Origin of the sequence: Nocardia transvalensis (assembly GCF_015477765.1) — a bacterium.
In the GTDB taxonomy this organism is placed as follows: domain Bacteria; phylum Actinomycetota; class Actinomycetes; order Mycobacteriales; family Mycobacteriaceae; genus Nocardia; species Nocardia transvalensis_A.
This window is the reverse complement of the sequence record NZ_JADLQQ010000003.1, coordinates 388642-412984: the sequence shown is the minus strand read 5'-3', so window position 1 is coordinate 412984 and position 24343 is coordinate 388642. Positions and strand designations below refer to the sequence as shown.

Sequence of the window (24343 nt, the reverse complement as noted above, 5' to 3'; positions counted from 1 at the left end):
GTGATCGGTCGAGATCATGCGGCTCGGCAACTGCGGGATACGTTGCGCCGCACCGTCACCAGCCACGGTGGTCTGGTGCTGGTCTGCGGTGAGGCGGGTATCGGCAAGACCACGCTGATCACCGAGGTCGTCGGTGAGATGGACGCCGATACGGCGCTGGTGCTCACCGCGACGGCATGGAATGGCGAGGGGACCCCGGGGTTCTGGCCGTGGGTTCAGGTGCTGCGCGGGCTGCGGCGCGCCGCGGGTCCCCGCGGGTGGGCGGCGCTCGACGATGCCGCGGGCAATGCGCTGTCGGTACTGATCGGGGAGGCACCTGCCCGCGAGGACGACGCGAACCTGTTCCGGATCGGCGATGCCGTCACCGAGGCCCTCGTCGCGGCGTGCGCGGTGCGCCCGGTGATCGTGGTGATCGATGATCTGCACCGGGCCGATCCGGCCTCGGTCCGGCTGCTGGCCTTCGTCGCCCGGCACACCTGGTTCGAACGGCTGGCGATCGTGGCCGCCGTCCGAGACGGCGAGGTCGCCACGCCGCAGCATCCGCTGGCCGAGGCGTTCGCACAGGTGCGCGACGGTGCCCGCGTCCTCGAGCTGACCGGGCTCGGCGTCGACGCCCTAGGCGAAATAGCCTGGGCGGCAACGGGTCAGCGGCTTCCCGGCGAGGTGCTCGAAACACTGCATGCGATCACCGGCGGTAACCCCTTCGTCGCCGAACAGGCGGCACGGCTCTGGGGCGCGGGCGATGCGCTGGATTCACTGGATTCCGGCGTCCGCCACATCCTCGACGCGCGATTGACGATGCTGCCGACGGCCGTCGTGGAGGTCCTCACCACGGCCGCGCTGCTGGGCGGCGAATTCGACAGTGCGGTCCTCGAATCCGTCGCGGCGGCCCCGGTCGATCTGGCCACGGCCGTCCGCGCGCGCCTGGTCGGCCCGGTGACACCCGACCGCTACCGCTTCGTGCACGATCTGATCCGCGAGGCGCTGACCAACCGGATCGGTCCCCGCGAGGCCCGACAACGCCACGCCGCCCTCGCCACCGCGCTCCTCGACGCGCGCGGCAGTCCCGGCGATATCGCTCATCACGCCTACCTCGCCCACGGTGAGATCGATGCGAGGCAGCGTATCCACCTGCTGCTGACGGCGGCTCGCGATGCCCGCGCCCGATTGGCCGCGAACGAGGCGGCTCAGCACTATCGCCGCGCGCTGGAACTTCTCGGCGACCACGACGACCAGCATGCGGAGGTCACCCTCGCCTTGGCGGTGACGCTGACCGACACCGGCGAACTCGCCGACGCCCGAGAGGCTTTCGAGGCCACACTCGGCGATGCCGAGCGAACCGGCCGCGCCGACCTGTTCGCCGAGGCCGCACTCGGCCTCCATGAACTCGGCACACCCGATCCGGAATTCGACGCCGATCGCGAGATCGCGCTCATGGATCGGGCGCACCGCCTACTGCTCACCTCTCGTCCGGAGACCGACCCGCTCGCCGTCCGCCTACTGGCGGCCGCGCAACGTGTGCGCGTCCACACCGGCCGTTCTCGCACACCGGATCCGGGCGGCGACGACGCGGAGATCGTGGAGCTGGCCAGGAAGTCGGGCGACGATACCGCCATGGCCGCGGCTCTGCTGGCCCGCCACGACATGATCTGGTGGCCGGGCACCGCGGCGGATCGGCTGGCGCTGGCCAACGAATTGGTGGCGGTGGGACAGCGCTCGCGGCGCGAGGAGATCCATCTGCAGGGCGGGCTGTTGCGGTATGCGGCTCTGCTCGAACTCGGTGATCCCCGTGCCCATGCCGAATTGGCCGCCTTCACGATGCTGGCCGACCGGTCTCGACTGCCGAGGTTCCGGTTCGTGGCGCTGTCGCGGGTGGGTGCGCTGGCCATGCTCACCGGTCAGTTCGCCGAGGCGAGAGCGGCCATCGACGGCGCGTACACGCTCGGAGAACGGTTGGGGGAGGTCGATAGGAATCCCCTGTGGCTGGAACAGCGGTGGGCGCTGGCCGTACTGACCGGGGATGCGGACGAGGCCGCGGCCTTCGTGGACCGTTATTACACGATGGCCGGGGAATATACGGCGGTGCCGGATCTGGTTACCGCCGTCCTGCGCGGCGATGTCGAGCGAGTTCGGTTGCGGTTCAGCGATAGTCAGCGGCTGTACGAGACGTACCCCCGCCATTTCCAGCCGGGCATACTGGTGGCGCAGGCGCAGGCCGCACTGGCTCTGGACGATCCGGCGCTGCGAGATTCGGTGCGCGCCAAGCTCCTTCCGCTGCGCGACTACTGGGCGGTGGTGGCAGGCGGTGGCGCGGTGTACGGGCCCTATGCGTACTGGCTCGGGCGCTTGGCCGCCGCGGCCGGTGAGCATGGGCTCGCCGCCGCGGAACTGCGTTCAGCCGCCGAAGCGGCCCGCCGGCTGCGTGCCCGGCCCTGGGTCGACGCGGCCGAACACCACCTCCGTCTACTCGGCCACGTACACCCGCCGCCCATCGCTCCCGAAGCGGCGGTCTCGGTACCCGACAATGCCTTTCGCCGGGACGGCGCGGTGTGGACCGTGCGTTTCGCCGACCGCACGGCTCACCTGCCCGACGCCAAAGGGCTCCGCGATCTGCATCTGCTGCTGTCCCACCCGGGCCACGACATCCCGGCGCTCGAGCTGGTCGGCGGGCCGGGCGAGCCGACGGTCCGGGCGGCGAGATCGTTCGGTGCCGAACCGGTGCTGGACGAGACGGCCAAGAAGGCGTACCGACAGCGATTGACCGCTCTCGACGAGCAGATCGACCGCGCCACCGCGCTCGGCGCCGACGATCGTGCCGCAGAACTGGATCGCGAACGTGCGGCCTTGTTATCGGAGCTGCGCAGCGCCACGGGATTGGCCGGCCGCACCCGCAAGCTCGGCGACGAGGCCGAGCGAGCCCGCAAGACGGTGTCGGCGCGGGTCCGCGACACCCTGCGCCGACTGGATCGGCAGCATCCGGAACTGGCCGAACATCTGCGGGCGAATATTTCGCTCGGCCTGGTCTGCCGCTATCACCCGCACCGCGCGATGCGCTGGGCGCTGTAATCCGGGCCGCGGATCCAGCGGCGCTAGACCGGATCTCGCGCCTTATGGGTGAAAGGAGAGAATCATGAAGCAGATCGCCCCCGCTCTCTGGGAGACCGAGACCGAAAATCCCTTCCCCGGACTGACCACCCACGCCTATCTGTGGACCAGCCCCGAGGGAAATGTGTTGTTCTACAACACGACGCACGCCGAAGATCTGGACAAGATGGCCGAACTGGGCGGCGTGGCCCACCAGTACCTGAGCCACCGCGACGAGATCACCCCGACGCTGGCCACCATCCGCACCCGCTTCGGCGCGAAATTGCATATCCACAAGGCGGACGCCGACCTGGTCACCCAGACCACCGTCGACGATCCTTTCGAAACCCGGCACATCGGGTTCGCGGGTCTCGAGGTGATCCCGATTCCGGGCCACACCCCCGGCAGCGCCGCCTACCTCGTTCCCATCTCCGGCCGCCGCTACCTGTTCACCGGCGATACCCTCGTCCGCGGCCGGAAGGGCGAGTGGTGGGCCGGTTACATCGAGGGCCACAGCGACCGGGACACCTTGCTCACCGCCCTGGACACGCTGGCGACCCTGACCCCCGATGTCATCGTCTCCAGCGCCTTCATCGGCGACTCGGGCGTCACCGAACTGGGTGATCGCCCCTGGTCCGACTGTGTCGCCGAGGCTCGCCGCGCCTTCGAATCGGGCGCCCAGCCCGAGTGGTGATCCGCTCGGTTCGGCCGAGCATCACACTCGGCCGAACCGAGGGGCGGGCCCCACCCTCACCCGAACAGTCGCCGGAGCAACGGCGTCCGTACTGCTGCCGCCACCAGTGAGTCGACGGTCGCCGCGACCGGCGCAGGCACCCTCGGGCCGCGACCGCCGCCAACTCGCCGTGCTCGCCGCCCTAGGCGACCAGGCATCGAAATAACCTCGCGGCGACGAGATCGCCCCCTCGCACAAGCCGACGCTTTGTCCTCTTCCTCGCGGCACCTACGCTGCTGTTCCAGTGTTCGGCGAGGAGGGTCTATGAGCGGGGTGGGTGGGCGGAAGCGGGATTCGGGGGCCACGCGGGCTGCGATTTTGGGGGCGGCACAGGAGTTGTTTGCGGAGAGGGGGTTCGAGCGGGCGACGGTGCGGGATATTGCGGGGCGGGCGGGGGTCAATCAGGCGTTGTTGTTTCGGTACTTCGGGAGTAAGGACGAGCTGTTTCGGGCGGCCATTGCGGATCGGGGGCGGCGGGTGCTCGAGGAGGGGCCGGCCGACGGGCTGTTGGGGCGGCTGTTGGCGCGGGTGCTCGAGCCGACCGATCCGGCGACGCCGGGACATTGGCTGCATGCGGCGCTGCGGTCCAGTGGGCACGATGAAGGCGCCGAGGCGATTCGCCGGGAGCTGGGCGATGAATACGTGCGGGCGCTGTCCGCACTCACCGACGAGCCCGACGGCGAGCTGCGCGCCGACCTGCTGCTGGCCTGGCTGCTCGGCATTGCCTTGATGCGGTCGGTGCACCGACGGGAACCCCTGGCCGGTGCCGACAATGCGGTGATCGCCCGGCACGTGCTGCGCGCGGCGCAGGTCCTGCTGGCCGACATCGACCCGAAATTCCCACCGTCCTAAGGACATTCATTCATTGACGTAGCGGTGTGACCTCCCTAACATTATTTTGTAAGCGACTGCTTACATCGCTGATGCGCCCCCGTGTCGGCGTCGGGGAAGGAGACCCCATGACCGTGAAATCCGAAGTGCGCCAGTACCCCTTCGGCGAACCCGTCCGGCTCGACATCCACCCGCTCTATGCGAAACTGCGCCGGGACGAACCGATCTCGCGAATCCGGCTGCCCTACGGCGGCGAGGGCTGGCTGGTCACCCGCTACGAGGACGTCAAACTGGTCCTCGCCGACCCCCGGTTCAGTCGTGCCGTGACCGTCGAGCGGGAGGACATGCCGAGAACGACTCCGGCTCCACCGCGCGCCAATTCGCTGCTGAGCATGGATCCGCCGGAGCACAGCAGGCTGCGCAAGCTGGTCGCCAAGGCGTTCACGAGTCGTCGCATCGAGCAGCTGCGCTCGCACGTGCAGCAGATCGTGGACGCGCTGCTCGACGAGATCGAGCGCTCCGGCGCGCCCGCCGACCTCGTACCGCGCCTGGCGCTGCCGCTGCCGGTCACCGTGATCTGCGAAATGCTCGGCGTACCGACACAAGACCAGCACCGGTTCCGGGAATTCTCCGACGCCGTGCTGTCCACCACCGCCTACACCCGTGAGCAGATCGATGCCGCGCGAGCAGCGCTCGAGGAATACCTGGCCGAACTGGTCGCCCAGCGCCGGGCCCGGCCGACCGACGATCTGCTCGGCGCCCTGGTCGCGGCGCGCGATGACGAGGACCGGCTCAGCGAACCGGAACTGGTCAACCTCGGCGTCGGTCTGCTCATCGCGGGCCATGAGACCACCGCCAACCAGATCGCCAACTTCACCTATATATTGCTGACCCACCCGGAGCACTGGGATCGGCTGCGGGCCGAACCGGCGCTGGTGCCCGGCGCGGTCGAGGAACTGCTGCGGTACGTACAACTCGGTTCCGGCGGCAGCTCACCGCGAGTGGCGACCGAAGATGTCGAACTGGCCGGGGTGATCGTGCGCGCGGGGGAGGCGGTATTCGTCAACATGCAGTCCGCCAATCGGGACGAGGCCATCTTCGATCACCCCGAGGATTTGGATTTTGCGCGGCGGCACAATCCGCACGTCGCCTTCGGATACGGCGCGCACCACTGTCTCGGCGCACAGCTGGCCCGGCTGGAACTGCAGGTCGCCCTCGGCTCGCTGCTACGCCGCTTCCCGACCCTGCACCTCGCGATCCCCGCCGAAGACGTCCCATGGAAGACCGGGCTCCTGGTGCGGGGACCGAAGGAGCTGCCGGTGAGCTGGTGACGGAAAACCGTGATGACCATTTCGCCATTCCCGAACTCAGTTATTGGCTTGGGCCAGTTGAGGTTCGGCCGGAATATTCGACGGAACCGGGCGGTGACGCGAGGCCTGGGACCAGGCGACCATCCCTAGGGCGGCGAGACCCAGTGCCGTGCCGATCCAGGCCACGGACGGGTAACCCATACCGGCGCCGATGGCGAGGCCGCCCAGCCACGGGCCCAGCGTGATGCCGATGTTGAAGGACATGACATTGCCTGCGGCGCCCAGGGTGGCGGCGCCGGGGGCGAGGCTGAAGACGCGGCTGTTGGAGACGGGGTTGATGCCGAAACCGAAGGCGCCCAAGAAGAATACGAGAACGGCCACCGGCGCCACATGGTGCGCGGTCGAGGCCAGTAGGGCGGAGGTCACCGCCAGTCCGGCGATACCGACGGTGAAGGTGCGGGCGGGGTAGCGGTCGGCGGTGCGGCCACCGATGGCGATACCGAGCAAGGCACCGGCGCCGTAGACACCGAGCAGGACGGGGACCCAGCCATCGGCCACCCCGGTCGTGCCGGTCAGCAGCGCGCCGAGGTAGGTGAAGGTGCCGATCAGAGCGGCGGTGGCCAGCCCGGTGGTGCCGTAGAGCAGGGCGACCGGTGCGGTGGCCAAGGCACGCAGCTCATCCCGCACCCGGGGCATCTCGGTCGGACGGCTGTCGGGCACCCGCAGGAGCACTCCGACCATCACAATCGCCGACAGCACCGCGACGGTCCAGAACGCGGCCCGCCAGCCCAGATGCTGGCCGATGAAGGTGCCCGCGGGAAGCCCGACGATGGTGGCCACGGTGAGTCCGCCCGCGAAGATACTCATTGCCCGGCCCCGGGCATCGTCCGCGACCAGACCCACCGCGGCGGCCGAACCCACCGACCAGAACCCGGCATAGACGAACGCCGAGATCACGCGGGTCGCGAACAGGACCCAGTACTCCGAGGTCACTGCGGCCACCCCATGCGCCAGGATGAACGCCGCCAGGAACGCGAGCAGCGCCCTACGACGCGACCAGCGCACGGTGGCGACGGCAAGGATCGGCGCGCCCAGGAACATGCCGACCGCGAAGGCGGATGTCAGCAGGCCCGCCTGTGGCACCGAAACACCCAGATCGCCGGAGACCTCGGTGAGCAGGCCCGCCAACATCAGTTCGGAAGTGCCCTGGGCGAAGATGGACAAGCCCAGGATGTAGACCGCCAACGGCATCGGATAACCCTTCTAGTTTTAGACCGTTCGATTCAAAATGAGGGCACGCGAAAGTCGGCCCACGACAACAGGTCCCGCCTCGGGGGCGGACTACAGACAGCTCAATGCGACGTTCGCAATGGCCTCCAACGTTTTTCGATCCGCGCCGCCCCGCGCGGCCACCCGCATACCGCTGATGGTGGAGATCACGAAATGCGCGAGATCGGTTGCCTTGCGGCCCTTCTCGATCTCACCGGCGCGCTGCCCGGCCGCGATGGTGGCCGACAGGGCGGACAGTCGCCGGTCCAGATCGGCGCGCAACACATCGGCCACCTCGGTATCACGCGGACCCAGCTCCACGATCGAATTGACGACCAGGCAGCCGAGCGGATCGCTGTCCGGGGACTCGATGACCTGCCGCAGCAGAGTGCGCACCTTGTCCTTGGCCGTACCCGGGCCGTCGAGAATCGCGAAGGTCCCCGCGTTCTTGGACTCCATATAGCGGCGTAGCGCCCGCTGAAACAGGTCGTGCTTGCTGGCGAAGGTGTTGTAGATGCTGCTGCGTCCCAACCCTGTTGCGGCACAGAGGTCCTGCGTCGAGGTCCCGTCGTAACCGGCGGTCCAGAACGCGCGCATGGCCGCGTCCACCGCGCGGTCCTCGTCGAACTGTTTCGGCCGTGGCATGCGCCCACCGTAACACGTTTTGGATTGATTGATCCAAAACCTGTCAGAACTCCCCGGCGACTCCCAGGATGGTGCGGCCGGAGTGGTGGCCCGCTCGGATGGCGTGCAGGACCTCCTCGGCGCGGGTGATGGGCGCGTAGTTCTCCAGTCGGGAAAGGTGTTGGGGTTTCAGGTCTTTGCCCAGGCGAGTCCACAGGGCGCGGCGCTGGTCGATCGGGAAGTGGGCCGAATCGATGCCGAGCAGTGCCACGCCGCGCAGGATGAACGGCATGACGGTGGTGGGCAGTTCGGCGCCGCCGGTCAGGCCGCTGATCGCCGCCGCACCGCCGTACTGGATCGTGCTGAGCACGTAGGCCAGGGATTTGCCGCCGACGCTGTCCACCGCACCCGCCCACCGGGCCTTGCCGAGCGGGCGCGGTTTCGCGTCCGGGTCCTCCGGCAGTCGCCCGATCACCGACTTGGCGCCGAGGGCCGACAGCAGTTCGCCCGCATCGGTCTTGCCGGTCGAGGCCACGACCTCGAAGCCGAGACCCGCGAGGATGTCCACGGCGACGCTGCCGACCCCGCCGGTGGCGCCGGTGACCAGGACCGGACCCGCATCGGGCGTGAGGCCGCGGTCCAGCAGCGCCTGCACGCTCATGGCCGCGGTGAATCCGGCGGTGCCGAGCGCGGCGGCCTCCCGGGTGGTCAGGCCGTCGAGTTTCACCACCCATTCCGCGGGCACCCGGGCGTATTCGGCGAAGCCGCCGTTGTGCGAGACCCCGATCTCGTAGCCGTGGGCGACGACCGCATCGCCGGGGGCGAAGTGCGGATCCTCCGAGGCGGCCACCTCACCGACGATGTCGATGCCGGGAATGATCGGATAGGTGCGCACCACCCCGCCGCCCGGCGTGATGGCCAGCCCATCCTTGAAGTTGGCACTCGTATAGTGCACCTTGATCGTCACCGTGCCGGGTCCGAGGAAATCGTCGCCGACCTCTTCGCGCCGCAACACCACACCGCTGTCCGTCTCGTGCGCCACCATCGCCCAGAACATGGTTCGAGCATAGGTGCGCACCCCCGCGCGAGCAGCGCATCAGGACCGACGGTCGGGGGAGGGAATGCACGGCGGGGCGCCGCCTCAGGGGTCGAAGGACGCCACGCCGACGGGTCCGGTGCCGAGGCACAGGTCCAAGCCCGGTGTGCGAGAACCGATTCGCAAGATCTCACCGCTGCCGACCAGGCGGACGAAGACCGTGTGCAGGCCGGCTTGCACCGGGGCCACGACTGCCCGGCCGTGTTCGAAGGCGACGGTGATCCGGCCGTCCCGGTCGGCGAAATAGTTGAGCTGGGCCGTCCAGCCGCGCTCGAGCATGGGGCCGTCGAGGGCGATATCGACCGGCTGCGCGTCATCGATGCGATATCCGCAGCCGGGCTCGGGTCCGGGGCGGATGGCGCGGTTCCACCAGACCTGTCCGTCGACGAGCTCGCCGGTATCGGTGAACATGCGCAGGCGCGGCGTCGAGTTCGCGAACGTCCCGGCGGGTGCCGTTGCGGACAGGACGCGGCTGACCTGATTCTGCGGAGAGGTCAACGGGCTCAGCACATCCCACGGGACCTCCTGGTCCAGTAGGGGCGCGTTGCCGTGGGCGGCGAGCGCGGATTTCGCATTCGTGAGATAGGTCCGGGTCGGGCTCACCGACCAGGACCGCGCAAAGGTGCCGGTGGACCACAGGCTGCTCGCGACGAAGGCCGCCGTCAGTGCCACGACAACAGAACAGGGCAATCGGATCCGGCCGCTCGGGCGGGCATGCAGCAGCAGGGCGCCCAGGGCGGTGAGCACCACGGCCACATCGGCGAGGTAGCGCAGCGATTGCGTGAGTTCGGCCGCGGTATCGGGGCCGCCTCGGACGAGGACCACCGGAATCTGGGCGGCCACCACATAGCCCACGGCCGCCACCCACACCGGAATCACGCGCAGCCGGGCTCGAATCGTCAGCGCCACCACGATTCCCAGTGCGACCCAGGCAGCGACGACGGCCCAGCCCGGCGGCGCCGCCCACGGTGTCGACGGCAGCCAGCGCTCCCACACCCAGGGCCCGCCGAGCAGCGCCGGCACGATGCCCAGCGAGGTCGCGCCGTTCAGCAGGCCGCGCAGCCCGGCACGCTCGTGGACGGCCGCGGCCGCCACCGAGCAGTACACGGCCAGCCAGCACAACAGCACCAGTCCCGACCCGGCCCACAGCGCCGCGCCGTGCCGCAAGACGACGCGGACCGCAGCACCGCGTCCGTCGACACACCGGACGAGTGCGGCGACGGCGAACGCCACGAAGGGCACCACCACCGACTTCTCGAAGAACAGCAACGCCACCGCCACGACGACGATCCCGGACACGGCGTACCGGCGCCGCCCGGTCCGGACGAGCAGGACCGCGTCGGCGATGACCCACGCCAGCGCGAACTGCAACGGCAGCGCATTCAGACCCGCCGCCCACCACGCGTACGCGGGCAACGTCAAAGGACAGAACAGGTAGAAGACGAACGGAACCAGCACAACCCACCGCGCGCGGGCCGCCGGAACCAACACCAGCAGCATGCGCAACACCGCCACCGAGGCCGCCGCCTGCAACATCAGCAGCGACACCACCGGCCCGGCCCACACCAGCGGAGCGACGTGCGTGACGACCCAGGCCGTCACGAACGCGAGAGGCATGAAATGCCCATCGTGGTTGTACAGCAACAAATCCGACGACAACACCGGGTAGGCCCCCGCCCGCCCCACCAGAATGAGGTCGTCCCAGTAGAAGAATCCCCTCCCGGCCACCCACCCCCGAACCACGAGCTGCACCACAACCAACACGGCAGCAACAGCCACCACACCATTCCCCCACAACGCACGCCCCCGTGCCTCCACCCCCACCCGCCGCGCCACCACCGCATCCAATGCAGCAGTCGGCGCGACGCACATGGCACCCCACACTAGCCCCGCCACCCCCACACCCGTTCACCCGCCGCCACCGACGCGATGCAGGCACAACCCGACAACCGAGCGCGGCCAACCACCGATCCGGACAGGAACTCCCATCTTCGGGCGGACACGGCTCCGGTTGGGGAGAGGGGTCAGTGGAAGGTGGGGGCGCGTTTGGCGAGGAAGGCGGCGATGCCCTCCTTACCGTCCTCGGAGCCGGCGCACGCGGAGATGAAGGCGGCCTCGCGGGCCAGCTGTTCCTCCAGCGTGTGGCTGGAGCTGACCAGGAGGAGCTTCTTGACATTGGCGTTGGCGTGGCGGGGGCCCGCGGCGAACTGGGCGGCCAGGCCGTCGACCGTGGCGGCGAGTTCGGCGTCGGGGACCACGCGGTGCAGCAGGCCCCACTCCAGCGCCTCGGCCGCCGAGAGGGTGCGGTTGGTCAACATGAGTTCCTGGGTGCGGCGCAGGCCGATCAGGCGGGGCAGGTAGTAGGAGGCGCCGCCGTCGGGGCTCAGGCCCGCCCGCGTGTAGGCCATGGTGAAGGACGCGGATTCGCCCGCTACCACCAGATCCGCGGCAATGGCGAGGCTGAACCCGGCCCCGGCCGCCACACCGTTGACGGCCACCAGCAGCAGCGCATCCATCCGGGCGAACGACGACATCGCCTGGTGCAGATCGTCGGCCAGATGTTTCACATACTCACCGGCACCCCCGTCCTGCGCCCCCATCGCCTTGAGGTCGCCGCCGGCGGAGAAGAACTTTCCGGCGCCGGTGAGCGTGACCACCTTCAGCGTCGGATCGTCGGCGCACCGGCCCGCGATCTCGGCCAGCTCCCGGCCCATGGCCCGGTCGATCCCGTTGGCCGCCGTGGGCCGATTCAGGGTGAGCCGGGCGATGGCACCCGTCCGCTCGAATCGGATCGTCTCGTACTCGGTCATGCCGTCTGCCTTCCCGTCGAGTCTGCCCGCACAGCATGTCAAATACCCACTCGAACCGGTCATCCCGCGCCGGTGGCCGATCTCACTCCGGCACCAGTTCGAGGCGAACGCCGAGCAGGCGGACCGGGCGATCGAGTTCGAAACGACCGAGGACCTGCAGCGCGGCCTGCGCGATCTCGTCGACATCGGTGGTCGGGGCGGCGAGTTTGCGCTGTTTGGTCCGGGTGTAGAAGGTCTTGGTACGCACCGTCACCCCGACCCGCTGAGTGATGCGGCCCGCGGCGGCCATCTCCTCGGCCACCTCGGTGGCCAGCCGGGCCACCTGGGCCTCGATCTCGGCACGGTCGACAAGATCGTGGGGAAAGGTCTCGGACTTGCTGCGGCCGACCGGGACTCGCGGCTCCGTCACCACATCCGTATCGCCGATACCGTGGCCCAGCACCCACAGATAGGGACCGGTATTGGGACCGAATTCGGCCGCGAGCACGCTACGATCGGCCGCCGCCAGCTGGGCAACCGTCTCGATTCCCAAGTCGGCCATGCGTTGTGCGATACGCGCGCCGATACCCCAGAGCGCGTTCGTCGGACGATGCGCCATCAGCTCGGTCCAATTGTCCGCGGTGAGCCGAAAAATCCCCGGCCCCTCGGCGCGTTCGTATTCGGCGCCCGCGCCCGGCTCGGCGTCGCCCTTACCGACGGATTTGGCGAATCCGGTGGCCAGCTTGGCGCGAAGTTTGTTGTCGCCGATGCCGATCGAACACGTCAGATCCAATTCCTCGATGGCACTGCGGATCTGCCGGGCCAGCCCGGCCGGATCGTCGGTGTCGGCAGCGAGGAAGGCCTCGTCCCAGCCGAGCACCTCCACCCGCACCGGAAAGCCGCGCAGCAGATCCATGACCTCCTCGGACGCCTCCTCGTAGGTCGCCATGTCCAAGGGCAGGAACACACCCTCGGGACATTTACGGGCCGCGGTGCGCAGTGGCATCCCGGCCCGCACACCGAAGGCGCGGGCCGGATAGGACGCGCAGGTCACCACCTTGCGCGGTTCGGTCGGATCGCCGTTGCCGCCCACGATGACCGGCCGACCCCGCAGTTCCGGATGACGGCGGAACTCCACCGCCGCCTGGAACTGGTCGAGATCCACGTGCAACAGCCACCGGGGCACATTCCTGTCATACCGCACACCCCTGACATGCAGGCCGAATTGCCCTTTCCATTGCATCGCCGAGCAGAACAGAATTATATTCTGGTTGTGAAGATTCGAGATCGGTTGCTGTTGGCGGCCGAGCGGCAGTTCGCCGAGCACGGGACGCTGGAGGCCACCCTCGGCCAGATCCGCGATGCCGCCGGGGCCAGCGTCGGCGCGCTGTATCACCACTTCCCGGACAAGGCCGAGCTGTACCGGCAGGTGTGGGCCCATGCCCTGGCCGACTATCAGCACCACTTCTGGCAGGCGGTCGGCGACAGTACCGACGCCCGCACGGGCATCACCGGCGGCGTGATCGAACATCTGCGCTGGGTGACCGCCAACCCGTACCGGGCTAAGGTGCTCACCTCCGCACGGCCGCCGGGCGTGCGCGAGAGCGACACCAATCGCGAATTCATGCGCAATGTCTGGCGCTGGTGGCGCACCCACGTCGGCTACGGCGCCGTCCGCGACCTCCCGTTCGACCTGATGTACGCGCTGTGGCTGGGCCCGGCCCAGGAGTACTCGCGGCATTGGCTGGGCGGCGAAATCCGGACCGCCCCCGCCGATGTCGCACCGGAACTGGCCGCGGCCGCCTGGCAGGCCCTGCGCACACCCGAATCCGACGACCCCGGAGCAGACCGATGACCCAAACCCTCGATATCGCCCGCAAAGTACTCGCCGCGCAACCCTTCAGCACACTGATCGGCGCCGAGATCACCGCCTACGGCGACGGCGCCGCCACCCTGGTGATCCCCATCCGCCCGGAGTTGGGTCAGCAGTTCGGCTATGTGCACGGCGGTGTTCTCGCCTATGCCGCCGACAACGCCCTCACCTATGCGGGCGGATCGGTTCTCGGCCCGAACGTGCTGACCGGCGGCTTCAGCATCACGTATCTGCGCCCGGCATCCGGGGCCCGGTTGCGTGCCGAGGCCCGCGTCACCGGTGCCACCCGGCGCCAGGCGGTCTGCCACTGCGAGGTCTACGCCGAGGGCGAGGACGGGGAATCGGTGCTGTGCGCCGTCGCGCAGGGGACGACTCGGGCGGTCGAGCGCGAACTCGCAGGCAACGGGGGCTGAGCTGCCTGCGGGTTCGACGAGCGCAAACGAGACACCGTACTATCCGAGGGCCCGAACTACCCCGATCTTCGGGGCATGACGCCGACGTCGATGCTTACCTAGGTTAAGGTTCCGTGCGCCCATCCCCGCCCCTGACGATTCCTCGTACGCGCGCAACACTTTTCGTGCTTGCCGCGACGGCGGTGCTGGCGGTGGTGCTGGTGTTCACGCTGGTCGATCCCTGGTTGGACAAGGCGGGCATCCTGGTCGGCGGGCTGGATGCGCACGTCTATCGCGACGGTGCGTGGAAGATCCTGCACGGTCATCCGCTCTACACCGAATCCAGCGTGTACGGCCTGCTGTACACCTACACGCCCTTTTCGACGCTGATGTTCATCCCCCTCGCGCTGTGGCCGTGGGGGTGGGTCACCAATACCTGGCTGCTGGTGAACCTGGGCGTGCTGTTCGGGTGTGTCCTGCTGTGCTGGCGCATCCTGGGGTACCGGCTCGACCGCTGGCTCACCGCGATCAGCGCGCTGCTGGCCCTGAGCTGTGTCTTCGTCGAGCCGGTGCGCACCACGCTGTACTACGGGCAGATCAATCTCATGCTCATGGGCTTGGTGCTGTGGGACTTCTCGCTCGGTGACCGCAGTCGGCTGCGCGGCTGGGGTGTCGGCTTGGCGGCGGGTATCAAGCTGGTACCGCTGTATTTCGTCGTGCAGTATTTGGTGCTGCGGAAATGGCGTGCCGCCGGGACCGCCGCGGCGGCCTTCGTGGCCACGATCGCGGTGTCGTGGCTGGTACTGCCCAGCGACTCCCGGCAGTACTGGACCTCGACGTTCTTCCACTCCGAGCGGATCGCGCTGGACACTCATCCGGCCAACCAGTCGCTGCGCGGAGCGTTCGCCCATCTGATGGGACATCCGGCGCCGGTGTGGCTGTGGGCGCCGCTGGCGGGGGTGGTCGCCATCGCCGGTCTGACCGTCACGGCCGCGTTGCATCGGCGCGGGGACCGGCTGCTGTCGATCACCCTCGCCGGGATGACCGCCTGTGCGGTATCGCCGTTCTCGTGGAGCCACCACTGGGTGTGGTTCGTGCCGCTGCTGGTCTATCTGGTGCACCGGGCGCAGGCCCGGCCGCTGTGGTGGGCGGCCGCGGCCGTGGTGTATCCGTGTATCGGGTCCTGGACCTACGAGTGGACGCCGGACTGGGTGGTCGTCGGATTCTGCATGTTCCCGCCGTGGTGGCCGATCGCGCCGATCCTGATGAACTTCTACGTGCTCATCTATCTCTGCGTATTGGCCGTAGCGGGTGGCGCCTTGCTGCGGGACCTACGGAAAGGGCCGGACACCACTGCGCGTGATGCCCGGCCATTGTCGTCCGGTGAGGCGCCGTCCGGTCAGGCCGATGCGAGGGCGGCGGCCCCGTAGGCCGGTTCGGTGACCGGCTCGATCGCATAGGCCAGGATCTCGGCCACATCGCCGACGGGGCGGACGTCCAGGGCGTCGAGCACCTCGGCCGGGACGTCGTCCAGATCCGGCTCGTTGCGGGCCGGGATGAACACCGTCTTCAGGCCCGCGCGCTGGGCGGCCAGCAGCTTCTGCTTGACCCCGCCGACCGGCAGCACCCGGCCGTTCAGCGTGACCTCACCGGTCATGCCGACATCCGCCCGCACCTGCCGGCCCAGCGCCAGCGACACCAGGGCGGTGACCATGGTGACGCCCGCCGACGGTCCGTCCTTGGGCACGGCACCCGCGGGGAAGTGGATGTGGATATTGCGATCGAGCACCGTCGGCTCGATGCCGATCTCCTCCAGATGCGAACGGACGTAGGTCAGCGCGATCTGCGCCGATTCCTTCATCACGTCGCCCAGCTGCCCGGTGAGGGTCAGGGAGCGTTCGCCCTCGGCGGCATTGGCCTCGATGTAGAGGACATCGCCACCGGCGCCGGTCACCGCCAATCCGGTCGCCACACCCGGAACCGCGGTGCGCTCCACCGAATCCGGGGTGAAGCGCGGACGACCCAGGTAGTCCTTCAGGTTGTCCAGGCCGATGACCACCGGCTCGGAGGACGCGGGATCGTCCTCGGACAGCCGAGTCGCGGCCTTGCGCAACGCCTTCGCGATCAACCGCTCCAGCTGGCGCACACCGGCCTCTCGGGTGTAGTTCGCGGCGATCTCGCGCAGCGCCTCCTCGGTGACGGTCACCTCCTCGGCGGTCAGCGCATTGCGTTCCAGCTGCCGCGGCACCAGGAAGTCGCGGGCGATGGCCACCTTGTCGTCCTCGGTGTAGCCGTCGACGGTGATCAGCTCCATGCGGTCCAGCAGCGCCCCCGGGATCGTCTCCATCACGTTGGCCGTCGCGATGAACAGCACGTCGGACAGGTCCAGATCCAGGTCCAGGTAGTGGTCGCGGAAGGTGTGGTTCTGCGCCGGATCCAGGACCTCGAGCAGCGCCGCCGCGGGATCGCCGCGGAAGTCGGAGCCAACCTTGTCGATCTCGTCCAGCAGGACGACGGGATTCATCGAGCCCGCCTCCTCGAGCGCGCGCACGATGCGGCCCGGCAGGGCCCCGACGTAGGTGCGCCGGTGACCGCGGATCTCGGCCTCGTCGCGCACGCCACCCAGGGCGACGCGAACGAACTTGCGCCCCAGTGCCCGTGCCACGCTCTCACCCAGCGAGGTCTTACCCACGCCGGGCGGACCGACCAGCACCAGCACCGCACCGGAACCGCGACCGCCGACGACCTCCAGGCCGCGAGCGGCACGCCTGGCCCGCACGGCCAGGTACTCGACCATGCGGTCCTTCACCTCGTCCAGGCCGTGGTGGTCGGCGTCGAGCACCTCGCGGGCGGCCGAAACATCGGTCGAATCCGTGGTTTTCACCGTCCACGGCAGATCCAGCACGGTGTCGAGCCAGGTGCGGATCCAGCCCGCCTCCGGGCTCTGATCGCTGCCGCGCTCGAGCCGGTCGACCTCGCGCAGCGCCGCCTCGCGCACGGCCTGCGGCAGGTCGGCGTTCTCGACGCTGGTGCGGTAGTCCTCGGCGCCGTCGGGCTCGTTCTCGCCCAGCTCCTTGCGAATCGCGTTGAGCTGCTGGCGCAGCAGGAATTCGCGCTGGGACTTCTCCATGCCCTCGCGCACGTCCTCGCTGATCTTCTCGGTGACCTCCATCTCGGCGATGTGGTCGCGCACCCAGCCGATCAGCTTCGTCAAGCGCGCTGCGACATCCGGGGTTTCGAGCAGTTCGCGCTTCTGCTCGTCGGACAGGTACGGAGCGTAACCGGCGGTGTCGGCCAGTGCCGAGGGATCGGACATCTGGTTGACCATGTCGATTACCTGCCAGGCCTCGCGGCGCTGCAACACCGACACGACCAGCTTCTTGTATTCGGCGGCCAGTTCCTTCGTGCGGCCGTCCGGCGCGGGCGCCTCGACCGGCTCGGCCTCGACCCACAGCGCGGCACCGGGCCCGGTCACCCCGTGCCCGATCTTGGCGCGCCGCTCGGCACGCAGCACCGCCGCCGGGGCGCCGCCGCGCATCCGGCCGACCTGCTCGATGGTGGCGACCACGCCGTAGGAGGCGTAGCCCTCGGCCAGGCGGGGCGCGAGCAGCACGGCATCCAGGCTCGCCGCCCGCGCGGCATCGATGGCGGCCTGCGCCGACTCGTCGAGCTCGATCGGCACGACCATGCCCGGCAGCACGATCGGATCGGTCAGGAACAGCACCGGTAGACGTTGTGGGGTACTCACAGTTTCAGCCCCTTCCAAAGCATGCCCCGGAGTACTTCTCCTCCAAGGTTGAGCGTTACCTACTCAACCTGAGACCCCCCTCGGTTGTTCCGCCCCGCTGTTCACCTGCAGCGAAACCGGAGAACCGGCTGGTCGGCCCCGATGATCGCCGGTAGCGCCCGATTCGTTCAAGACCGCGGTGGACTGTGGGGGATTGACTGGCGGCATGAAAGCGCACATCAATGACATCACCCTCGGAGTGGACGATCTCGAGCGGGCCGTGGCCTTCTATCGGGACGGGCTCGGGTTGTCGACGCCGGGGATCATCGGGACCGAGTTCGTGCGGCAGGCGGATCGTCCGGGCGGGGCGGTCGCGATGTTCACCCTCGACAGCGGGCTGATCCTGTCGGTGTACGAGCGGACCGATCTTGCGCTGGACGCGGGCGTCGCCGCGGAGGCGACGACCGGCACGCCGATCAGTCTCGGGTGGTTCGTCGAGAGCCGCGCGGACGTCGATGGGGTGCTGGAACGGGTCCGAGCGGCGGGCGGCACCGTCGTGCGCGCGCCGCTGGAACGTCCCTGGGGCATCTACGCCGGATACTTCGCCGACCCGGACGGACATCTGTGGGAGGTCGTGTACTTCCTGCAGACGAGCTGAGCTCGCCCGCGGAATCGGCAGTGGTGCAATACTCGGGGAGGCGGCCGGGCCGAATTTTGTGCTGTGGCCACCGATTTCGATCGGGACGGGCCGCACAGGATTCGAGCTGCAAGGAGTAGACGACGATGCTGGCCGCCCGCCTTCACCTGGGACCCGAACGACGACTACAGGTGGAGGAGGTGCCGGTCCCGGAACCGGGGCCCGATCAGGTGCTGATCAAGGTGGAAGCCGCGGGAGTGTGCCTGTCGGATGTGCATCTGATCGATGGCACCTTGTCGCCGCTGTATCTGAAGGGTGAGGCCGTCACACTCGGGCACGAGGTGGCAGGGACCGTGCATGCGCTGGGGCCGGGGGTCACCGCGGCGAAGGTGGGCGACCGCGTGGTGCTGCAGGCGGGCGAGCTGCGCCGCGACAAGCTCTTCACGCGCGGCGTGGACTACGACGGCGGCTGGGCGGAATACACCCTGGCCCGGGTCGACACCCTGGTACCGCTGCCCGACGAGCTGCCCTTCGAACAGGCCTGCTTCATCCCCGATGCGGTGTCGACGCCGTGGGGCGCGATCACGGGGACCGCAGAGGTCCGGCCCGGTGAGGCGGTCGGCGTCTGGGGAATCGGCGGCCTGGGCGCGCACGCTGTGCAGCTGCTGCGGATGATCGGCGCGGCGCCGATCGTCGCCGTCGACCCGCTACCGGCCGCGCGGCAGCGAGCCCTGGACTTCGGCGCCGACTTCGCCTTCGATGCGGGCGAGCCCGATCTGCGCCGCAAGATCTTCGCCGCTACCGGCGGCACCGGACTGGCCGCGGCGTTCGACTTCGCCGGGGTGGCGGCGGTGCGGGAACAGGCCGCTGTCTGTCTGGGCTTCGAAGGGCGGCTGGTACTGGTCGGACTCACCGACAAGCCGATCACCATCACCAACAGCACCATGTTCAGCTTCTTCAAGCAGCAGGTGCGCGGGCACTACGGCTCCTCGCCCGGCGACGTGGCCCAGCTTGTGCAGCTGCAGCGCCTGCACCGCATCGAGTTCTCCCGCTCGGTCAGCGCCGTGGTCCCGCTCGCCGACGCCGAGAAGGCCGTCCACGCCCTGGAAGCCAAGCAGGGCAACCCGATTCGAATCGTGCTGAAGCCCTGAGCCACTTCGTGACTCAGGGCATGTGAAGGACGCGGTGCGTCAGGGCATGTGAAGGACGCCGTGCGTCAGGGCATGCGAAGGACGCCGTGCGCCGGGGCATGCGAGGGATGGGCGCCCCGGCATGCGGCCGGGGCGCCCTCAGGGTATGTGGGACTTGGGCGTTCGGGTCAGGTCAGTTGGAGGTCGGAGGCGACCGTGGCTGCGCCCGAACCGGCGTCGACCGTGATCGTGCGGAGGCGGACGGTGTTGCGGGTCAGGTCCATGGTCATGAAGCCGAGGTCGGTGAAGGTTTGGAAGAGGTTGGGGTGGCGGGGGTTCGGGCCGCGGAGGGGTTCGTCGTGGACGGATTTCGCGGCTGCGCCGCAGATGATCTGGCGCATGCCCTTGGTCTGCGTGGTCGGCTCCAGCACCTGCAGCGAGTGATCGTGGCCGGACAGCAGGAACTGGAACCGGCCCACCACATGCTCGTCGAAGAACCGCTTCACATGCCGCCCGTCCAACGGTTCGACGGTGACGCCTTCATAGTTCCCGGCGTCACCGTGCGGCCCGTTGTTCAGATACGGATGGTGGGTGCAGGCGATCTTCCACTTCGCCGGTGATCCCGCGACCGCACGGTCCAGCCACGCCGCCTGCTCGGACATGAACGGCCCCTGCGGCGCCCAGTAGGGGTCGAGCACCTGCGGCAGATACGAGGCGGCCGGATTCAGGTCCAGCACGAAGAATTCCACCACCGGACGCTGCTGCGGAACGCGCACCGAGTAGTAGCGGGCGGGCATGTACCAGCGCGACGAGCGCCGGTGATAGGCCACCTCGTGATCGCCGCGCCGCAGCCAACCGGCGTCACCGGGCAGGACCGAGCTGTTGTCGTGGTTGCCGAGCACCATCAACCACGGGAAATCCAGCCCGTGATTGGGTTTTTCGAATTTGTCGGCGAACTGCTGATCATCGTCGGTCCACGGGCCGTTCTCGTAGATGTTGTCACCCAGGCCGAGCGCCAGCGAGAACGGTTCGCGACGATGGAACTCCCGCATCGCGTCGGCCACCAGCCACTGCGGCCGCGCCCCGGTTCCCGCATCGCCGGTGAGCAGGATGCGCGGGTTCTCCTCGGTCGGTAGGGGTAGCTTCGCCGGTTCGGCCACCGCCGTGCCCGCGACGGCCGCGAGGCCCGCCACCGCCGCCGCGCCCGCCAGAAAACCGCGGCGGCCCACGCCCGTCCTGTCGTCCATCTCGTGATCCTCTCGCACAGAAACGACTGGTCGATTGACCAGTATTCGCGACGGCGCTACCGAATTCACGAAACTCGTTGGCGGCACGACGAACATCCGGTGAAGTCCACCCAAGATTGACACTCGATCGAAACCGGTGAGAATGTTGGCATCCCGACATCTCACAACTGGTTCGGACCGAGGGGGACCCCACATGACGACACTCGCCGGCGGGGTGTTCATCGACTGGGAACACCTCACCGGCCAGTCCAAGCTCGTCGTCGACCTGGTCACCTTTCCGATCTTCAGCGCCCTGGCGGGCTGGCTCACCAACTGGACCGGTGTGCTGATGCTGTTCTGGCCCGTGTTCTTCCGCGGCATCCGGATTCCGGGGCTGCAGGTTCTCTACCCCTACTTTCCCCGCCGGGTGCAGGTGCTACCGACCTTCTCCGGGGACGGCAAGCGGCTCGGTTTCCAGGGGTTCATCCCCGCGCGCGCCGAGAAGATGGCCAGCATCTGCGTGGATATGGCGATCATGCGGATCGGCAGCCCCAAGGATTTCATCCACGAACTCGACCTGGAGGGCGTCGCCGATTACATCGCCGAGGTCGCCCGCAAACAGGTGCAGTCGATCGTCGACGAGATCATGATGCGGGAGAATCCGGAGCTGTGGCGGGCCGTCCCGCGCCCGGCCCGCCAGATCCTCTACCTGCGCGTCGAACGAGAGCTGCCGACGCTGACGCGGCGGGCGTTCGAACATCTCGGCGACAACGTCGATCAGCTCATCGACATCAAGAGCTTCGTCATCCGCTATCTGCGCGCCAACCCGTACATCCTCAAGGACCTCACCACCACCATCGCCGCGCCGGAGCTGCGCTTCATGGTGCGTATCGGCCTGCTGGGTGCGCCCTTCGGTTTCCTGCTGGCGCTGTATATGCAGGTGCACCATGGCATTCCGGTGGTCGGCTGGCTGCCGGGCTGGCTGGTGGTACTGGCCGCCGCCGCGTTGATCGGCGTCATCGTCAACGTCATCGCGATCAAGATGGTGTTCGAGCCGGGCGACCCACAACCGCGCTACAAGTACCTGTGGCGGCAGGCGCTGCTGGCCAAGCGACAGCCGCAGGCGGCCGCCGACCTCGGCCACATCCTGGCCTATCAGGTGCTGACCCTGCCCAACCTGGCGAGGGAACTGCTCGAGGGCCCCAACGGCGACAAGACCCGCCAGCTCATCGAACATCTGATCTCCGACGAGATCCATCGCCAGCTGGGCCCGACCACCTCGATGGTGCGGGCGGCGTTCGGCCGGCGCCAGTTCGACAACCTCAAGGTGGGCGCGGCAGGCGCCGCCGTCGGGCTGGCCCCGAGCCTGGTCGAGGACGAGGAGTTCGCCCTGGAGCAGGCCAAGAAGATCGATGAGTTCGCCACCCGCAAACTGCAGCAGCTCACCCCGGGCGAGTTCATGGAGATGTTCTACGCCTCGGTCGAGCAGGACGCCTGGCTGTTGTATCTGCACGGTGCCGCGCTGGGCCTGGCGGTGGGCGCGGTGCACCTGGTGCTGTTCGGCTGGTAAATACAAGCACGCGTGCTTGCATTTTTCCTACCCCGTTGCGATGCTGAAGCCGATGGTGCCCTGGTACCGATCGGCACGGTAGGGATGACATGGTTGATCTGCAGGCGATGCTCGCCGACTTCGAGGCGGAATGCTCCGACTTGGATGCGCTGGTCGCACCGCTCCCGGCAGCGGAATGGGCGCGGCAGACGCCCGCACCGGGCTGGACCCTCGCCCATCAGATCGGGCATCTCACCTGGACCGACGAGGTCGCCACCCTGGCCGCGACCGACGCCGCTGCCTTCGGCGATCTGGTCCGCGACGCCATGCCCCGCGCACTGACATTCGTCGACGAGGCCGCCGAGCTGGCCGCGACGACGCCCGCACCCGAGTTGCTCGAGCGCTGGCGGCGCGGCCGGAAGGCCTTGGCCCAGGCCCTGCTCGCGGTCCCCGCCGGAACGAAGCTGCCGTGGTTCGGCCCGCCGATGAGCGCGGCCTCGATGGTCAGCGCGCGGATGATGGAGACCTGGGCCCACGGCCAGGACGTCGCCGACACCCTCGACGTCACCCGCACGCCGACGACCCGGCTGCGCCATATCGCCCATCTCGGCGTCCGGACCCGCAATTTCGCCTATCAGGTGCACGGCCGCACCGCACCGGCCGAGGAGTTTCGCATCGAGCTGACCGCACCGGACGGTGACCTGTGGACCTGGGGACCGGAGGATGCCGCGCAGCGAATCACGGGGCCCGCGCTCGATTTCTGCCTGCTGGTCACCCAGCGCCGCCACCGCGACGATCTGGCCGTGACGGCCACGGGTGGCGATGCCACCGAATGGCTGGATATCGCACAGGCTTTCGCGGGGCCGAGCGGAACGGGCCGTGCGGCAGGACAATTCGCCTGATCCGCCTCCGACCGCGCCGTCCTCGAAGTGCCGCAGTGACACAACTGGGACGGCCCGGTCGACCGCGGCGTCCGGGCGGTAGAACGAGAGCGGGCGAGCGCCGACTTTGGGTGCGCCGTGCCTTGTGCCGACCGGACGCCGTTGGCCGGAGGTCTTGGAGATGGCAGTCGAAGCAGACGCTCGCCAGCTAAATGACTGTTTACCCACCTGTTCCGCGCCGGAAACACCTGACGCACAAAGAAATTCGTGGCATCTGCTTCTGACAATTGTCTGTGAAACTCCGCGGACTATCTCACCGGGCGGCGGCCGCCCTTGTGATCTTGATCCCAGCGTTTCGACCGAGTACCGCGCGACACAGTAACCTGGATACGCGGCTTTCAACGGTGCGAGTCGGCGTGGCAGGGGGACCAGGGGAGAGGGAAAGGAACGCACCGTGATGTCGCACCACCCCGCGACACAGCGCCGCACGACCCGACGGCCTGCCCAGATCCTCCAGCACACCGCCATCGTTCTCGCCGGAATGGCCAGTATCGGGCTCACCGTCGCCGCCGGCACCTACATCGTGAACCAGATGGCCGAGACCGGCCATGTGCCCGGCACCGATTTCGCGCTGCCCGGTCTCGCACCCGACGTCCCCGCGCCCGCCCGCGAGCCTGGTGATCACGAATTGCCCGGTGCCGCACCCGTTACCGGCGCCGTGGGTCTGGTGGCCGAGACCCGGGCGCTACCCGTCACCGTCGTCGACCGCCGCCCCGAGGCTCCGGACCCGCCGCTCGCTCGACCGGCTCCGGCCACCGCATCCGTGACCGGAGTGCCGCAGACGAACACCTCGGCACTGCGGCTGCGCCTGCCGGGAGACACCTACGTCGGCGCGAATGTCGTTCGGGACCAGCCGAATTCGATCTCGATGTCGGTGGATACGAATGTGTTCACAACCGTCGCGACCGCCCTGTCGGAACAACTGGGTGAACAACCGGACCCCGCCACCCGATCGAGCGGTGTCAGCCAACTGCGCACCGATATCGACACCCGCAACGGCGAAATCACCGTGGCGGTCTCCGATCCGATGCTGGGCAACCAGTCGATGCACCTGAGCCGCCCCACCGGTGCGGTGCAGGACGACCGGACGCGGGCGGACGGTATCTCGGTGTAGCGCCCGGCGCTGTCGCCG

General features: G+C 68.6%; 20 protein-coding genes. 12 read left to right on the top strand and 8 right to left on the bottom strand.

The features are described 5' to 3' along the window. The 4 genes from IU452_RS09990 (at window position 1) to IU452_RS09975 (ending at window position 5979) form a co-directional block, all read left to right on the top strand. Window positions 1-3066: an ATP-binding protein gene (locus IU452_RS09990; protein WP_195108666.1), complete on the top strand. Its 3066-nt coding sequence runs from the start codon at window positions 1-3 to the stop codon at window positions 3064-3066. A 64-nt stretch (window positions 3067-3130) separates the two neighbouring features. Then, window positions 3131-3778 carry an MBL fold metallo-hydrolase gene (locus IU452_RS09985; protein WP_195108665.1) on the top strand — a complete coding sequence of 216 codons (648 nt, stop codon included), beginning with the start codon at window positions 3131-3133 and terminating at the stop codon, window positions 3776-3778. Between the two features lie 303 nt (window positions 3779-4081). Further along, window positions 4082-4669, top strand: a complete 588-nt coding sequence (locus tag IU452_RS09980) for a TetR family transcriptional regulator (RefSeq protein ID WP_195108664.1) — start codon at window positions 4082-4084, stop codon at window positions 4667-4669. Window positions 4670-4776: 107 nt separating this feature from the next. Further along, the gene (locus tag IU452_RS09975) at window positions 4777-5979 is read left to right on the top strand and encodes a cytochrome P450 (protein WP_195108663.1); all 1203 of its coding nucleotides are present in this window, start codon (window positions 4777-4779) and stop codon (window positions 5977-5979) included. A gap of 36 nt (window positions 5980-6015) precedes the next feature. Here IU452_RS09975 and IU452_RS09970 read toward each other — a convergent pair whose 3' ends face one another. The 6 genes from IU452_RS09970 to IU452_RS09945 all read right to left on the bottom strand — a co-directional run bounded on the left by IU452_RS09970 (window position 6016) and on the right by IU452_RS09945 (window position 12922). Beyond that, window positions 6016-7209, bottom strand: coding sequence for a Cmx/CmrA family chloramphenicol efflux MFS transporter (locus IU452_RS09970; protein WP_195108662.1), 1194 nt, complete (start codon window positions 7207-7209; stop codon window positions 6016-6018). Window positions 7210-7299: 90 nt separating this feature from the next. Then, a complete protein-coding gene (locus tag IU452_RS09965) occupies window positions 7300-7872 on the bottom strand; it encodes a TetR/AcrR family transcriptional regulator (protein WP_195108661.1) in 573 nt (190 codons plus the stop codon). 43 nt (window positions 7873-7915) lie between these two features. Then, window positions 7916-8908, bottom strand: coding sequence for an oxidoreductase (locus IU452_RS09960; RefSeq protein WP_195108660.1), 993 nt, complete (start codon window positions 8906-8908; stop codon window positions 7916-7918). 84 nt (window positions 8909-8992) lie between these two features. Next, the gene (locus IU452_RS09955) at window positions 8993-10729 is read right to left on the bottom strand and encodes a hypothetical protein (RefSeq protein ID WP_416382306.1); all 1737 of its coding nucleotides are present in this window, start codon (window positions 10727-10729) and stop codon (window positions 8993-8995) included. Between the two features lie 242 nt (window positions 10730-10971). Further along, complete coding sequence (locus tag IU452_RS09950) at window positions 10972-11757, bottom strand: enoyl-CoA hydratase/isomerase family protein (RefSeq protein WP_195108659.1); 786 nt, start codon at window positions 11755-11757, stop codon at window positions 10972-10974. A gap of 82 nt (window positions 11758-11839) precedes the next feature. Next, entirely contained in the window at window positions 11840-12922 is a 1083-nt protein-coding gene (locus IU452_RS09945) for a DNA polymerase IV (RefSeq protein ID WP_195108658.1), read from the bottom strand. A gap of 87 nt (window positions 12923-13009) precedes the next feature. On the opposite strand from IU452_RS09945, the gene IU452_RS09940 reads away from it, so the two are divergent. From IU452_RS09940 to IU452_RS09930, 3 genes are all read left to right on the top strand, one after another. Continuing rightward, entirely contained in the window at window positions 13010-13591 is a 582-nt protein-coding gene (locus IU452_RS09940) for a TetR/AcrR family transcriptional regulator (protein WP_195108657.1), read from the top strand. Then, a complete protein-coding gene (locus tag IU452_RS09935) occupies window positions 13588-14022 on the top strand; it encodes a PaaI family thioesterase (RefSeq protein ID WP_195108656.1) in 435 nt (144 codons plus the stop codon). Before IU452_RS09940 ends, IU452_RS09935 begins: the two co-directional genes overlap by 4 nt. Window positions 14023-14186: 164 nt before the next feature. After that, window positions 14187-15431 (top strand): glycosyltransferase 87 family protein, encoded by a 1245-nt coding sequence (locus IU452_RS09930; protein WP_324192529.1) that lies wholly within the window; start codon window positions 14187-14189, stop codon window positions 15429-15431. Here IU452_RS09930 and lon read toward each other — a convergent pair. Then, the gene (lon, locus tag IU452_RS09925) at window positions 15401-17689 is read right to left on the bottom strand and encodes an endopeptidase La (protein ID WP_228817318.1); all 2289 of its coding nucleotides are present in this window, start codon (window positions 17687-17689) and stop codon (window positions 15401-15403) included. The two genes, IU452_RS09930 and lon, sit on opposite strands and share 31 nt — an antisense overlap. Window positions 17690-17954: 265 nt before the next feature. On the opposite strand from lon, the gene IU452_RS09920 reads away from it, so the two are divergent. Both IU452_RS09920 and IU452_RS09915 read left to right on the top strand, forming a co-directional pair. Next, on the top strand, window positions 17955-18386 hold the full coding sequence (locus tag IU452_RS09920) for a VOC family protein (RefSeq protein ID WP_195108655.1): 432 nt from the start codon (window positions 17955-17957) through the stop codon (window positions 18384-18386). Between the two features lie 125 nt (window positions 18387-18511). Then, window positions 18512-19516 (top strand): zinc-binding dehydrogenase, encoded by a 1005-nt coding sequence (locus IU452_RS09915; protein ID WP_195108654.1) that lies wholly within the window; start codon window positions 18512-18514, stop codon window positions 19514-19516. Between the two features lie 167 nt (window positions 19517-19683). Here the strand turns inward: IU452_RS09915 and IU452_RS09910 are convergent, their stop codons facing one another. Beyond that, a complete protein-coding gene (locus IU452_RS09910; RefSeq protein WP_195108653.1) occupies window positions 19684-20742 on the bottom strand; it encodes a metallophosphoesterase in 1059 nt (352 codons plus the stop codon). 193 nt (window positions 20743-20935) lie between these two features. Here IU452_RS09910 and IU452_RS09905 point away from each other — a divergent pair, with 193 nt between their 5' ends. The 3 genes from IU452_RS09905 (at window position 20936) to IU452_RS09895 (ending at window position 24325) form a co-directional block, all read left to right on the top strand. After that, a complete protein-coding gene (locus tag IU452_RS09905; RefSeq protein WP_195108652.1) occupies window positions 20936-22291 on the top strand; it encodes a hypothetical protein in 1356 nt (451 codons plus the stop codon). Between the two features lie 89 nt (window positions 22292-22380). Beyond that, complete coding sequence (locus IU452_RS09900) at window positions 22381-23172, top strand: TIGR03084 family metal-binding protein (protein WP_195108651.1); 792 nt, start codon at window positions 22381-22383, stop codon at window positions 23170-23172. A 433-nt stretch (window positions 23173-23605) separates the two neighbouring features. Beyond that, window positions 23606-24325 (top strand): hypothetical protein, encoded by a 720-nt coding sequence (locus IU452_RS09895; protein WP_195108650.1) that lies wholly within the window; start codon window positions 23606-23608, stop codon window positions 24323-24325. Window positions 24326-24343: the final 18 nt, after the last annotated feature.

Excerpts from the sequence above, each read along its gene's own strand:
- IU452_RS09985 (WP_195108665.1), top strand. The coding sequence starts at position 3,131 with ATGAAGCAGATCGCCCCCGCTCTCTGGGAGACCGAGACCGAAAATCCC.
- IU452_RS09980 (WP_195108664.1), top strand. The coding sequence starts at position 4,082 with ATGAGCGGGGTGGGTGGGCGGAAGCGGGATTCGGGGGCCACGCGGGCT.
- IU452_RS09975 (WP_195108663.1), top strand. The coding sequence starts at position 4,777 with ATGACCGTGAAATCCGAAGTGCGCCAGTACCCCTTCGGCGAACCCGTC.
- IU452_RS09970 (WP_195108662.1), bottom strand. The coding sequence starts at position 7,209 with ATGCCGTTGGCGGTCTACATCCTGGGCTTGTCCATCTTCGCCCAGGGC.
- IU452_RS09965 (WP_195108661.1), bottom strand. The coding sequence starts at position 7,872 with ATGCCACGGCCGAAACAGTTCGACGAGGACCGCGCGGTGGACGCGGCC.
- IU452_RS09960 (WP_195108660.1), bottom strand. The coding sequence starts at position 8,908 with ATGTTCTGGGCGATGGTGGCGCACGAGACGGACAGCGGTGTGGTGTTG.
- IU452_RS09950 (WP_195108659.1), bottom strand. The coding sequence starts at position 11,757 with ATGACCGAGTACGAGACGATCCGATTCGAGCGGACGGGTGCCATCGCC.
- IU452_RS09935 (WP_195108656.1), top strand. The coding sequence starts at position 13,588 with ATGACCCAAACCCTCGATATCGCCCGCAAAGTACTCGCCGCGCAACCC.
- lon (WP_228817318.1), bottom strand. The coding sequence starts at position 17,689 with ATGGTCGTGCCGATCGAGCTCGACGAGTCGGCGCAGGCCGCCATCGAT.
- IU452_RS09920 (WP_195108655.1), top strand. The coding sequence starts at position 17,955 with ATGAAAGCGCACATCAATGACATCACCCTCGGAGTGGACGATCTCGAG.
- IU452_RS09915 (WP_195108654.1), top strand. The coding sequence starts at position 18,512 with ATGCTGGCCGCCCGCCTTCACCTGGGACCCGAACGACGACTACAGGTG.
- IU452_RS09910 (WP_195108653.1), bottom strand. The coding sequence starts at position 20,742 with ATGGACGACAGGACGGGCGTGGGCCGCCGCGGTTTTCTGGCGGGCGCG.
- IU452_RS09905 (WP_195108652.1), top strand. The coding sequence starts at position 20,936 with ATGACGACACTCGCCGGCGGGGTGTTCATCGACTGGGAACACCTCACC.
- IU452_RS09900 (WP_195108651.1), top strand. The coding sequence starts at position 22,381 with ATGGTTGATCTGCAGGCGATGCTCGCCGACTTCGAGGCGGAATGCTCC.